The following is a 14,194-nucleotide window of genomic DNA, read 5'->3' on the forward strand; positions in this document are numbered from 1 at the left end:
ACTCAATTTCGTTTTTTTCACTACTTTTGCGAATCGTTCTAATTAGAATACATGGCATTAGTAACATCAAAAGAAATATCACAAGTAATTGGCTTAGAGAAGTTTGGTTTTTTAGGAACTTTTGTGGGTTGGTCTTTATTACGTGTATTACGTATTTCTACCATCAATAAAATCTACGAAAACAATAAACACAAAACTGATTTAGACTTTTTAAATGGTGTTTTAGATGATTGTAATATTAAATTCGAAATTCCAGAAGAAGATTTAAAAAGAATACCAAAAGAGGGTGCTTTTATAACGATTTCAAATCATCCTTTAGGAGGCATTGATGGTGTTTTACTTTTAAAATTATTGATAGAAAAAAGAGCCGATTATAAAATAATTGCCAATTTTTTATTGCACAGAATCGAGCCTTTAAAGCCCTTTGTAATGCCAGTAAATCCTTTTGAAACTAGAAAGGATGCCAAATCTAGTGTTGCAGGAATTAAAAGTGCTTTATTACATTTAAGAGAAGGAAAACCTTTGGGGATTTTTCCTGCTGGTGAAGTTTCTACCTATAAAGATGGCAAACTAAAAGTTGATAAACCTTGGGAAGAAAGTGCTGTTAGATTGATACAAAAAGCAAATGTTCCTGTAATTCCGATTTATTTTCACGCTAAAAATAGTCGTCTTTTTTACTTTTTATCAAAAATATCCGACACTTTAAGAACTGCAAAATTACCATCCGAAGTTATTTCTCAAGAAGGTAGAGTTATTAAAGTGAGAATTGGGAAACCTATTTCTATAGCAGATCAAAATGAGTATAAAGAACTTGCTGCTTTTTCTGAGTTTATTAGGAAAAAGACTTATATGTTGGCAAATCCTTTTGAGAAAAAGACTAAAATTTTATCGACAGAAAAAATAAAAATTAAAAAACCTGCTAAAAAAATTACGTCTCAAAGAAGCATTCATTTATTTGTAAAAGAAATAGAAATTTTAAGAGAGAAAGAAACAAGACTCTTAGAAAGTAAAAATTACGAAGTGTTTTTTGCAAGTGCAAAAGACATTCCTAATTTGTTGCATGAAATTGGTAGATTACGTGAAATTACGTTTAGAGAAGTTGGGGAAGGAACCAATAAAGAAATTGATTTAGATAAGTTCGATAAATATTACCATCATTTATTGCTGTGGGACAGAGAAGCAAATTGTTTGGCTGGTGCTTACAGAATGGGACTTGGAAAAGATATTTATAAAAAATACGGGATTAACGGTTTTTACATTCAAACTTTATTTAGGATTGAGCCAGAATTGTATCAAATGATGGAAAATACCATAGAAATGGGTAGAGCTTTCATTATTGGCGAATATCAACAAAAACCAATGCCTTTATTTTTATTGTGGAAAGGAATTGTACACGTTACTTTGCGTTATCCTGAATACAAATATTTAATGGGTGGCGTTTCTATTAGCAATCAGTTTTCAGACTTCTCAAAATCGTTAATGATTGAGTTTATGAAATCTCATTATTACGATCCTTATGTGGCACAATATATTTATCCGAAGAAAGAATACAAAGTAAAATTAAAAGATGGTGATAAAGATTTTGTGTTTGATGCTACAAAAGCAGACATGCAAAAATTCGATAAAATTATTGATGAAATAGAACCTGGAGCTTTAAGAATTCCTGTTTTAATTAAAAAATATGTAAAGCAAAATGCACGTTTGGTAGCTTTTAATGTAGATCCGAAGTTTAACAATGCAATTGATGGCTTGATGTACATTAAAGTTTCAGATATTCCTGATAGTACAGTAAAACCAGTGATGGAAGAGTTTCAGGCAGAATTGGAGAGAAAAGCTGCAGAGGTGCAAAATAAATAGTTTAAGTTTCTATTTCTGCTCTAAATTTTGTTTGCAAAAGTATAATACCTCACTTTTAATTTTTTAAATGAGCAAAAAATCTATTTAATTGCATTAAACTATTTTTAAGAATAGCTCTAAATTTGATGTTCAAATAATTACATAAACTCATGAAACTTATCAAAAAAATTACAGCGATTTTAACAATTACATCATTTTTACTTGTTTCTTGTAACCAAAAAGAAAAAGAATATAATTTAACATTAAATGATGGGACAGAAGTTTTCTACAACTCAAATGATGAAAGTGCAATTTCTATAATGGGTTGGAGTGAATTTAACGAGATCAATAAAGATTTACTAAACTTAAAAGACAAAGAGTATAATATTACAATTAATAGTTTAGAGGGTTTGAATGGGGCAATTACTAATTTGGCAAATACAGTTCCATCTTCTTTAAAAACAGAAGAAGTTTTAGAAGATATTAGTGATTTACAAGAAGAATACACAAAATTAATCAACGAAAAAAATGCGCCACTTAAAAATGTAAAACAAAACATTGAAGAGTTAGTTGAAAAATTTGATGATTTACGAGAAGAATTAAATGAAACTGTAGAAGATTACATAAAAAAATAAACAAGAATTTTAAAATAAAAAAGAGCGATTTAATTATTAAATCGCTCTTTTTTTTATGCTCTTTTTAGAAATTTAAAGTTGCTCCTACTAAGAAATTTCTGGTTGCTTGAGGATAAAAACCAGCACCATCAACTGTAGTTGCTGTACCAGGATTAGACCAAGTGTCATCATACGTATAATAGTAACCTCTATCTACATATTCTGCATTAAAAATATTATTTACTAAAGCAGTTAGTGTAATCGATTTAAAAATTTTGTTAGTTTTTATTTGATACACCACATTTATATCGCTTGTAAAAAAACTATCTAACACATCATTATCAGAAACAGCACTGTTTAAATTACTCATTAATTGTTGCCCAACATATTTTGATAAAAAGGTAAATTGTAAATTCTCTAAAGGATTGTAAATAAACATATTTCCAGCGATTACTTCTGGTGAAAAAGATAAATCTGTATTGCCTAAATTCTGTAAATTACCATCGATTTCAGTTACAAAATCTCTGTTTTTATTATTGCTAAAAGCAGCATTTGGTTTTATAGAGAATTTATCCGAGATTCTAATATCTGCATCAATCTCTAAACCTAATCTGTAACTACTTCCAGAAGTTGCTCTTATAGGTTGCCCAACATCATCTAAAGCACCCGTTAAAACCAACTGATCTTTATAATCCATATAATAAACGTTGGTGTTTAGTTTGATGTTTCCATTGTTTAAACGCCAACCCAATTCAAAATCATTTAAAGATTCTGGTGTAGAAACTCCGTTTTCAAAATCGTTTCTGTTAGGTTCTCTATTGGCAACTGCAAAAGAAGTATATAAATTATTATTTTGGTTGATGTTATACGTAAAACCAAACTTTGGGTTAAAGAAATTAAAATTTGCATCTACATCTATAGGAACAATATCATTGGTAATTCCTTTAGTTTGATAACCTACAAAACGACCTTGTAAATCTGCATAGGCAGATAGTTTTTCATTAATACTAAACGTTGCTTTTGCAAACATAGAAAAGTCCGTCTTTTTAGCATCAGAAAAATAATAACGATCTCTAATACTTACGTTTGGCGCTAAATTTTCTCCCCAAATTACTTCTCCAAAATGATCTCCTGTGTAATGAGAATACGAAATTCCAGTTATAAAATTGATTTTATCTGTTTTGTAATTTGTGTTGAAATTAAAAACATAAAAATCATTATCTAACCAACGTCTTACAATTACATCACTATCATCCACTATTAAATTATTGAAATCTGCTGCGCTTTCTTCTTCTTTAAATTGCTCAAAAAATCCAGAACCTTTGGTGTAGTTTAATCCTAAAGTTGTAGACCAATTGTTGTTTAATTTTTCATTCCAATGTAATTGATAATGGTTTTGATTATAATCGTCCACTTCATTATCATACGTATAAGGATTTTGTTTTCTATCTTCCTTTAATTGAGTTGCTGTTAAACCTTCCCAAGCTTGGTAGGTTAATTCTTTTCCTCCAAAAGTAATGGCTTTAATCAGCGTATTTTCATCAGAATAACTTCCTTGTAAAAAGTACGATTTTAAATCTGCAGAAGCTCTATCTACATAACCATCTGTAGAAATATTAGATAAACGACCAGCAATTTCTATGTGATTATTCAACTTTCCTGTACTAAATTTTACAGTATGTTTTCTGGTATTAAAAGAACCAAAAGAATTGGAAATTTCCCCATAAGCTTCGTCTGAAATTGCATCTGTTAAAATATTTAAACTTGCACCAAAAGCTCCTGAACCGTTAGTTGAAGTTCCAACACCTCTTTGTAATTGCAAATTTTCTGTAGAGGATGCAAAATCGCCTAAATTCACCCAAAATGAACCATGACTTTCTGCATCATTATAAGGAATTCCGTTTACAGTTACATTAATTCGCTCGCTGTTAGAACCACGAACGCTCATGTAAGTGTACCCAACTCCTGCACCTCCATCAGTAGAAGAAACCACAGAAGGTAAGTAGTTTAACAAAATAGGAATGTCTTGTCCTAAATTTCGTTTGGCAATTTCTTTTTTTGATAAGTTAGAAAATGTTACAGGAATATCTGTATTTGCACGAACTGCAGCTACCAAAACTTCGTCTAAAACAGTTTCATCAGCATTTAACTGAACCACATATTCTTCATTTTTAGAAAGTGTAATTTTCTCTGAAATTGTTTTGTAACCTAAAAAAGAAACTTCTAAAGTGTACGTTCCTTTTATTAGTGTAAAACTAAAATTACCATCAAAATCTGCTGATGTTCCTTTGTTAATTTCTTTAACCAAGATAGATGCTCCTGTTAAAGGTTCTTTGTTTTTATCGACAACTTTTCCTGAAAGTTTAAACGATTGGGCGTTTGCAAGTGTACTTACAAACAAGAATAAAAAAATGGATATTTTTTTCATTTTAAAAAAATTAAAACGAATAAAAAGAGGTAATTATTCTTGTGATTATTATTGAATAATTAATGTTTTGAACTTTTAAATTTATTGTTTTCAGCTATTTTGAGTGCATGCGAAAATATTTAACAATCGATAGCACTCAAACTGACAACTATAAACTTTGTCAAGTTCGAATTTCCCTAAACAGCATTACCTGTTCTAGGTTCATTGGGTATGATCTCAGCCGTTTTTAATTTCAATATTTAAAGTTTTTAATTCAAAGTTTTTACGATGAACTGCCACTGAAAACTGAATACTAAAAAAAGCACCCCTTTATGAGAACGATGCAAAACTAAGTCAGATTTTTTTCTTGGCAAATAGAAAAGTGATTTTTTTTTGAATATAATAATTTTCGTAATCATATCAATTAAGTAAAATTTTATATGAGTTCATTTTAAAAAAAAACACGCAATAAATTTGTAAAAATTATAATTCATAACATGAAAAATTATCAGCCAAAAAATAAAAACCAGAATTTAATATTCGCAATTTTTACATTTCTATTTGTATTTTCAATTAATTCTCAAGAAAAAGAAGAGAAAAAAGGAAATGGTATAGACAATTTTGTAGAGACGTTTACTTTTTATCCAAATAAAAAAAAGGTTGAAAAGGATTCAAGTTTATATTTATCAAAAATTATAACAGCACCTATTGTTAGTTATTCGCCAGAAACAGATTTTGGTTTTGGAATTGGAGCAAAATACTTGTTTAAATTTAAAGGAAGTGGAGATGAAACAAGAACATCTAACATGCCAGTTTCTATGCTGTATACGTTAAATAATCAGTTTTTTATTTATTCAGGATTTGAGATTTTTACAAATCAAGAAAAATGGGTAATTTCTGGAAATATTATTTTTCAAAATTATCCGAGGCTGTACTATGGAATAGGTCAAAATTCACCAGATACAAATGAAGAAATTTACGATACGTATCAATTTTTAATAGAGCCAATAATCTTAAAACAAGCCTTTACACGTTATTTGTTTTTAGGAGGAGGTTTTAGGTACAATACTATTTATGATACTACAGTTGAAGAAGATGGTTTGTTGGATACGAATATGCCATCAGGTTTTGATGGCTCAACATCTACTGGAGTTGAGTTAGCGCTTTTATATGATAGTAGAGACAATATTTTAAATGCTTCAAAAGGTTGGTATTTTGAGTTTACTAGAGGTTTTTATAACACTTCTTTAGGTGGCACACACGATTTTGATTTAACAAGGTTTGATTTACGTCATTATATGAAAATTTCACAAAAAAATAATGATGTTTTAGCATTTCAAGCAGTTGGTCATTTTGCGAATGGAGATGTGCCTTTAGCTGAATTAGCACTTTTTGGTAATGAACAAATTATGCGTGGTTATATTGAAGGAAGATATATTGAAGAAAATTTGTTAGCAGCGCAAGTAGAATATAGAAAAACATTTAAAGATAGCAGATTTGGGTTTGTTGCATTTGTTGGTGCAGGAGATGTTTTTAGTAAATCTACAGATTTAAGTTTAAATGATTTAAAACTAAATTATGGAGTAGGTTTACGTTTTATGCTAGATAAAAAGGAAAAATTAAATGTTAGATTCGATTATGGAGCAGGAAACGAATCTGATGGAAACTTTTACGTAAATATTGCAGAAGCTTTCTAGAAGTTTTAAAAATACTGAAAATACAAAAACGAGTAATCAACTTTTAAATTGAATTACTCGTTTTTTTTTATTCTATTTTTGGTCTTTTACGTAAAGCTTTTTTAACCGAAGTTCGTTGTTTTGTTTCAAGGCGTTTTTTAATTGCACCTTTACTCGGTTTTGTTTTCTTTCTTCTTTTAGGTCGAATTAAATTCGCTTCTATCAACCCTAAAAAACGTTTAATTGCCAAATCTTTATTCCGATGTTGAGAGCGTGTTTCTTCACAAAACAAAATCAACACATTTTCATTGGTTAATTTTGATGAAAGTTTGGTTTTTAGCAGTGTTTTTTCATCCTCAGACAAAGAATTTGAGTTTTCTAAATCGAACGTTAATTCTATTTTAGACGATGTTTTATTTACATGTTGTCCTCCAGCACCAGAACTTCTAATGGCTTTAAAGTTTAGTTCTTTAAGAATGTTTTCTACGTTCATGTGTATTGTTGTTTGACTGTATTTTATAATAATACTTCAAGAAAATCAAGATATTATTAAAATCTCCAACCAACATTTACGCCAACTCTTGGAACTAAAGTAGGCGAATTAGAACCAAATAAATTTCTTCCAACTCCAGCATATGCATCAATTGTTAAACCACCATTTGCAACGTACTTTAAACCAGCAGCAACTCCTAGAGCAGCATCTGTATATTTTACATCGTAAATACCAGAATCTTTTATGGCTTCTTTTTTACCAGAATTTATACCAAAAAAACCTTCTCCAAAAAAGTTCCAAGCATAATCTGTTGTAAAATAATGGCGATAATAAGGTGTAATCATTACATTCTCATTATACCTAAAATCTACCTCTTGTTTTGCTAAATTAAAAAGGGCAGAAACTCCAAAAGAAGATTCAGTATTTATATAATTTTCGTAAGAAAACTCTAAACTTCGAATAGCAAGAGCATCAGCAATATCTAATTTTATTTCTTTTTGAGAAAATGTAACAGCGCTTATAAAAAGCGTAATAAGGAAAATTATTTTTTTCATAAATTTATTTTTAATCAAAAATACTAATTTTTTAATTATTAGTTTAAAATCTGTAGCCGACAGAAATAGCAACTCTACCAACAGCTTCATTGTTTTCACTTTCTAAAAAATTCCTACCAATACCCAATAGTAATTCAGTTGAAAATCCTTGTTTAGAGACGAATTTACCACCAACAGAAATTCCAAGTGCGAGACCAGTTACATCTTCGTAAGTAGAATTAAATAAACCATTATCTTCTGCTGAAAATAACATTCCAAAACCTTCCACAAAAAAACCTCTGGCAAATTTTCCAGAAAAATAGCGTCTGTAAAAAGGTGTAATTGCATAGTTTAAATCGGCTATATCTTTATCTGTATTTATTGTTGCTGAAACACCGAAAGAAGATTCTTCATTAATCAATTTTTCATAAGATACATCTAACCATTTAGCAGCTAATAAGGTTAAAGCATTTATTTTAATTTCATGTTTTTTTCCAATATCTTGTGGAAATTCTTCTTCTTTTTCTTGTGCAATTGATACTGATGTTACAAATAATAAAATAAGTAGAGTAATTTTTTTCATTGTTGATTTTTTAAAATTGTTAAGTTAACAAACTCATCAAAAAATATACCACTAAATTTTAGGCTTTTCTTTAATGAGATTACAATAGTACATTTTATAGATGATAAAAAATAGAAAAGGTTGCTTAAATTAGCGATTTAATAATCACTTTTTAAAACATAGAAAGCCCCTCTATAAGGATTTTTTTGTCTTTTAAAGATTGATGATTTTCAATCTGAATAAAGTTTTCATCTTCTAATTGAGTTGTGATTTTTATCTTTTCAAAAATATAAGCATCCTTATTTTCATTCTTTAAAACAAATACAAAAGCATTATTTTCATTATTTAAAATGGCGCTTTTTGGGAGTGAAATTTCTTTGTTTTCGCCATAAATTATAGCAGCTTCTATAAACATGCCTGTTATAAAATTGGTATTTTCATCATGATTTATATGTCCATGTACTTTTATAGTTCTGTCTGTATTTACAAAAGTACCTACTAAATAAACTTCGGCTTCAAACGTTTCTGTAGATGCTTCAGGAATTCTAAATTGTATTTTCTGATCTTTCTTAATTTTCAAAATATCTTTTTCAAAAACATTCAGTTCCAAATGAATGTGATCTGTATTTATAATTTCTAACACTTCATTTGCAGAAGAAATATAAGAACCATTGCTTACATCAACTTTGGTTACAAATCCATCTATTGGCGCGTATAAGTTTATGGTCGATGAAATCTCTCCCTTTTCAATATTTGCAGGATTCAAGTTCATCATTTGTAGTTTTTTACGCAAACCATTAAATGTTGCTAAATTACTTTTGTAAGTACTTTCGGCTTTTAAATAATTTTTTTCGGAAGTTATTTGTTCATTATACAGCGTTTTTTGTCTTTCAAACTCATTTTTTAAATAGCTTAATTGCGCTGAGATTTCCAAATAATTCTGTTGAATTTCTATAAATTCTGGATTTTGTAAACTTGCAACCAATTGTCCTTTTTTTACTTTATCACCAATTAAAAGTGGAATTTTAGTTACATAACCACCCATAAAAGTACTAACGCTTGCTTTGTTTTCTGGTGGAACATCTATAATTCCAGTGGTTTTTACAGTATTATAAAATTGATGTTCTGTAAGCTCACCAAAAGCCATTTTCTCGCTTTCAAATTGCTGTTTGCTAATGGTAATTATGTTGCTGTTTGTTTCTGTTTCTTTAACACTTTCTGATTTATTTTCTTGATTTCCGCAAGCAATAAATAAAAGTGTTATTATGAATGTTGTTATATTTTTCATCTTTAAAAAGGATTTAAAGTTAGGTAGTTAATGTTGATAATAGTTTGATTGTATGTGTTTAAATTTTCCAAATAAGAAAGTTCTATTTCTTTGGCAGTTTCTATACTTTGTAGGTATTGAAAAAAATCAATTTCGCCTTCTTTAAAAGTTCTATTGGCAGTTTTTAGAATTTCATTTTTTAGGTTTTCTCCTTCATTATGATAATAATGAATGCTTTCTTTATATTGATTTAAAGTTGCCAAAAGCGATTTATATTGTGCTTCTAAAACCAGTTTATAATTTTGTTCCTCTGCTTCCACAATGTTTTTAGAGATTTTTGAAGCTTTTATTTTGGAGGAATATCCAGAAAATAATAACGGAATTTTTAATCCAATTTGATAGCCAGTTAAATTGTTGTTTAACAAATCATTAGTTCCTTTAAAATACTCCAAACTAATATCTGGTAACAAATTTTGTTTTTCTAATTTATAAAGTGCTTCTTCATAATTTTTAGCATTTTCAAAATATTGTAAACCCACATTTTCATTCGTTGAAATTGTTTGTACTTCTAAAACCGATAAATTTTCATCAACAATTTCCAAAAACTCTACCTGCACAACAGCTTTTAATTTTTCTTCGGATAAAATAACTTCTTGTAAAGCTTGTTTGTATAAAGTTTCTAATTGTTTTTGTTTTGATTTTGCTGTAATCATTTCCAAATAATTAGTTTCACCCAACTCAAATCTACGTGTTGCTTTTTTTGCAAAATCTTGATACAAACTATCTAAAAAAGCATAAGTTTTAGCCTTGTTTTTGGTGTATGCTAATTGATAAAAGCTACTTGAAACTTCTTTTTTAATTTGTTGATATTTAATATTGTAAGCGCTTTCCTCTAAAGTTAATTTTGTTTGATGCACCTTTTTATCAGCAAAATAAACAGTTGGGAATTTAAAATCTTGTGCAATTCCAAAAACTTTTAAAGGAACATTGTTTAAGGCTAAATTACTTTCATCATAACTATAATAAATACTTGTTTTATCAAAAGTAAAAGCATTTTTAATTAGGGCATTGCTTTTATCAATCTTTAAATTAGACGCTTTTAAATTGGTGTTATTTTCAATAGCTAACGCCAAAGTTTGCTCTAAATTTAGTTTAGTTTGTGCATTATTTTGCAATACAAACAGAAAACCAATAATCGTTAATAATGCTGTTTTATTCATTTTAATATTCTTTTTTTCTTCAAACCAAGCGTATAAAACTGGCAAAACTATTAACGTTAAAAGTGTTGCTGTTATTAAACCACCAATTACAACTGTGGCTAAAGGACGTTGAACTTCTGCACCAGCATTTGTGGAAATTGCCATAGGTAAAAAACCTAATGCTGCTGCAGTTGCTGTTAAAATTACGGGTCGTAAACGCTCTTTTGTTCCTTTTTTTATGCGTTCTTCAATGTTATAAAAACCTTCTTTTTTGAGTTCTTTAAAATGCTCAATTAAAACAATTCCGTTTAAAACTGCAATTCCAAAAAGTGCAATAAAACCAACGCCTGCAGAAATACTAAAAGGTAAATCTCTAAGCCATAATAAATAAACACCACCAACTGCAGAAAGTGGAATTACAACATAAACTAATAATGCTTCTTTTACAGAGCCAAAAGCAAAATAGAGTAATAAAAATATCAATGCTAATGCAATTGGCACTACAATTAATAAACGAGTTTTAGCACTTTGCAAGTTTTGAAATTGACCTCCATAAGTAATAGTATAACCCACAGGAAGTTTTAAATTTGCATCAACAATTGTTTTAATTTCATTTACAACCGATTGTAAATCTCTATTCCTTACATTAATTCCTACAACTATTCTACGTTTTGTGTCATCTCTAGAAATTTGTGCAGGTCCAGTTGTATACTTGATTTCAGCTAATTCACTTAAAGGAATTTTAGTTCCATTTGGTGTATCTACAAATAAATTTTGCAAGCTAGAAATATCTTTTCTACTACTTTCATCTAAACGAATTGCCAAATCAAAACGTTTTTCACCTTCAAAAATACTGCCAATAATTTTGCCAGCAAATCCCATTGAAATCAACTCATTTACATCAGCAATATTTAAATTATAACGAGCAATTTTATTTCTGTTATAAATGATGCTCATTTGTGGCAAACCTTCTACTTTTTCAACGACAATGTCTGAAGCACCTTGCACATTCTGAATTAAATCTTTTAGCTGATCTGCTTTTTTTGCTAAAACAGCTAAATTTTCTCCAAATATTTTAATGGCAATATCTGCTCTAACTCCAGTAATTAATTCATTAAAACGCATTTCAATTGGTTGCGTAAATTCAACTTCCATTTCAGGAATTATTGCCAAAGCTTCTTTGAATTTATCTGCTAATTCGTCTTTACTTTCTGCGGATGTCCATTCTTTTTTAGGTTTCAGTTTTATGATAACATCACTTTCTTCCATAGACATTGGATCTGTAGGAACTTCTGCTGCACCAATTCTAGTAACAACTTGGTCTACTTCAGGGAAATTATCCAGCAAAATTTGTTCAATTTTTGTTGTAATTTCTATGGTTTTCCCTAATGATGTTCCCGTTTTTAAAACAGGCTGAATTACAAAATCACCTTCATCTAATGTAGGTACAAATTCGCCTCCCATTTTACTAAAAATCCAAATACTTGAGATTAAAAGTAAACCTGCAAAACCAATTACTATTTTTTTATGATGTAAAGACCAATTAATAATTGGCGCGTAAAAACGATTCAAAAAATTCATTATTTTTATTGAAATGTTGTTTTTACTCGGCTTTTTTGGCTTCAAAAATAAAGAAGAAACCACAGGAACATATGTTAAACAAAGTAACATTGCACCAATTAGAGCAAAGCTAAAAGTAAGTGCCATTGGTTTGAACATTTTACCTTCAACACCTTCTAAAGTTAAAATAGGTATAAAAATAATTAAGATGATGAATTGCCCAAAAATGGCAGAATTCATCATTTTTGAAGCACTTTTTAGGGTTATTGCATCAATTTGCTCTTGTTTTATTGATTTTTCTAAACGTTGTAAATCATCACTTTTAGTAATAATCATAAACGTAATATATTCTACAATAATCACTGCACCATCAATAATAATCCCAAAATCGATGGCACCTAAACTCATTAAATTAGCATCAATATTAAAAATGCTCATCAAAGAAATAGCAAATAATAAACTTAAAGGAATAACAGAAGCAACCACCAAACCAGATCGAATATTACCCAACAATAAAACCACGATAAAAATTACAATAAGAGATCCTATAATTAAATTTTCTGAAATAGTGTAGGTTGTTTTATCAATCAACTCACTTCTTTCTAAAAAACCATTGATAAAAACACCTTCAGGCAACGTTTTTTGAATGGAAGCAACTCTTTCTTTTACAGCATTTATAATGCTTTTAGAATCGCCATCTTTCAACATCATAATTTGCCCAAGTACTTTTTCGCCTTCGCCATTTCCTGTAATTGCCCCAAAACGAGTTGCACTCCCAAAACCAAATTTTGCAATATCTTTAATATAAATTGGTGTGCCATTATTTTGAACGATTATGTTTCCAATATCTTCCAAACTATTTATTAACCCTTCTCCTCTAATAAAAAAAGCTTGATTCGTTTTTTCTATATATCCACCACCAGCAATGCTATTATTTTTTTCTAAAGCCTCATAAATTTTGGAGACAGAAATATTCATCGCATTCAATTTGCTTGGGTTTATAGCAACTTCATATTGCTTTAAAAATCCGCCCCAAGTATTTACTTCTACAACTCCAGGAATACCAGAGAGCTGTCTTTTTACAATCCAATCTTGTATGGTTCTTAGTTCAGTAACCGAATATTGGTCTTTAAAATCAGGTTTTACATCTAATATATATTGATAAATTTCTCCTAAACCTGTTGTGATTGGTCCCATTTCTGGTGTACCAAAACCTTCAGGAATTTTCTCTGAAGCAGATTTAATTTTTTCGGCAATTAATTGTCTTGGTAAATAAGTTCCTAATTCATCATCAAAAACAATGGTAACCACAGATAAACCAAATTTAGAAACCGATCTAATTTCGGTAACTCCTGGTAAATTTGCCATTTCTAACTCAACAGGATACGTTATAAATTGTTCTACATCTTGTGTAGATAAATTGCGAGAAGTTGTAATTACTTGTACTTGATTGTTTGTAATATCTGGTACAGCACCAACAGAAATATGCGTAATTGAATACACACCAAAACCAATTAAAAACGCTGTAAATAGAAAAATAAGCAGCTTATTTTTTAAGCTGAATTTTATAATGTTTTCTAACATAATTCATGAAAATTTTATAAATAATAAAGTTCTTGTTTATAAAACAAGAATAGCTATCTAATAAAAAATTATGAATATTTGGGTGGCTGAAAAATTGCTGATTTCTCGTAAAAAGAATAAGAATCTTTGTAAAAATAAGTTGGTTTTAAGTTTAAAACAATATTGTTTTTTAGCTCAAAAACTTCAACTTTAAAATCAAAAACAGAAATCGAATGATTGAAATTATGAGTGCATTCTTTAAAAGGCAAATCTTCATGCTCATCATGGTTATTTGCTGCTAACAAATCTTTATCTCCATAATGTTCATAAAGAAATTCAAACAAACTATCTCCATATTTTTCCTGATGAAATTGCGCATGCTCTAACAACACATTTAATTTAGCAAAAGACTCTAAATTAATGTTTAAACTCTGTATAAGAATCAGGTTAGATATTAAAATGGCAACTATTTTCATCATTATAG

10 protein-coding genes are annotated in these 14,194 nt (G+C 29.0%); 3 read left to right on the plus strand and 7 right to left on the minus strand.

Annotated elements, in window-relative coordinates:
- Window positions 1–51: 51 nt before the first annotated feature.
- Window positions 52–1,857 carry a lysophospholipid acyltransferase family protein gene (locus LPB03_RS12790; RefSeq protein WP_065319981.1) on the plus strand — a complete coding sequence of 602 codons (1,806 nt, stop codon included), beginning with the start codon at window positions 52–54 and terminating at the stop codon, window positions 1,855–1,857.
- Between the two features lie 149 nt (window positions 1,858–2,006).
- On the plus strand, window positions 2,007–2,471 hold the full coding sequence (locus LPB03_RS12795; protein WP_065319982.1) for a hypothetical protein: 465 nt from the start codon (window positions 2,007–2,009) through the stop codon (window positions 2,469–2,471).
- 64 nt (window positions 2,472–2,535) lie between these two features.
- Here the strand turns inward: LPB03_RS12795 and LPB03_RS12800 are convergent, their stop codons facing one another.
- Complete coding sequence (locus LPB03_RS12800; RefSeq protein ID WP_065319983.1) at window positions 2,536–4,878, minus strand: TonB-dependent receptor; 2,343 nt, start codon at window positions 4,876–4,878, stop codon at window positions 2,536–2,538.
- A 476-nt stretch (window positions 4,879–5,354) separates the two neighbouring features.
- On the opposite strand from LPB03_RS12800, the gene LPB03_RS12805 reads away from it, so the two are divergent.
- Window positions 5,355–6,554: a BamA/TamA family outer membrane protein gene (locus tag LPB03_RS12805; RefSeq protein ID WP_065319984.1), complete on the plus strand. Its 1,200-nt coding sequence runs from the start codon at window positions 5,355–5,357 to the stop codon at window positions 6,552–6,554.
- A gap of 67 nt (window positions 6,555–6,621) precedes the next feature.
- On the opposite strand, the gene arfB is transcribed toward LPB03_RS12805, so the two are convergent.
- From arfB to LPB03_RS12835, 6 genes are all read right to left on the minus strand, one after another.
- Window positions 6,622–7,026: an alternative ribosome rescue aminoacyl-tRNA hydrolase ArfB gene (gene arfB / locus LPB03_RS12810; RefSeq protein WP_065319985.1), complete on the minus strand. Its 405-nt coding sequence runs from the start codon at window positions 7,024–7,026 to the stop codon at window positions 6,622–6,624.
- Between the two features lie 56 nt (window positions 7,027–7,082).
- On the minus strand, window positions 7,083–7,580 hold the full coding sequence (locus LPB03_RS12815) for a DUF3575 domain-containing protein (protein ID WP_065319986.1): 498 nt from the start codon (window positions 7,578–7,580) through the stop codon (window positions 7,083–7,085).
- Window positions 7,581–7,623: 43 nt separating this feature from the next.
- A complete protein-coding gene (locus tag LPB03_RS12820) occupies window positions 7,624–8,142 on the minus strand; it encodes a DUF3575 domain-containing protein (protein WP_065319987.1) in 519 nt (172 codons plus the stop codon).
- A 151-nt stretch (window positions 8,143–8,293) separates the two neighbouring features.
- Window positions 8,294–9,409 (minus strand): efflux RND transporter periplasmic adaptor subunit, encoded by a 1,116-nt coding sequence (locus LPB03_RS12825; RefSeq protein ID WP_065319988.1) that lies wholly within the window; start codon window positions 9,407–9,409, stop codon window positions 8,294–8,296.
- Between the two features lie 2 nt (window positions 9,410–9,411).
- Window positions 9,412–13,731 (minus strand): CusA/CzcA family heavy metal efflux RND transporter, encoded by a 4,320-nt coding sequence (locus LPB03_RS12830; RefSeq protein ID WP_065319989.1) that lies wholly within the window; start codon window positions 13,729–13,731, stop codon window positions 9,412–9,414.
- A 68-nt stretch (window positions 13,732–13,799) separates the two neighbouring features.
- The gene (locus LPB03_RS12835; protein WP_065319990.1) at window positions 13,800–14,189 is read right to left on the minus strand and encodes a hypothetical protein; all 390 of its coding nucleotides are present in this window, start codon (window positions 14,187–14,189) and stop codon (window positions 13,800–13,802) included.
- Between the last annotated feature and the right edge of the window lie 5 nt (window positions 14,190–14,194).

The sequence above is a fragment of the Polaribacter vadi genome, assembly GCF_001761365.1.
In the GTDB taxonomy this organism is placed as follows: domain Bacteria; phylum Bacteroidota; class Bacteroidia; order Flavobacteriales; family Flavobacteriaceae; genus Polaribacter; species Polaribacter vadi.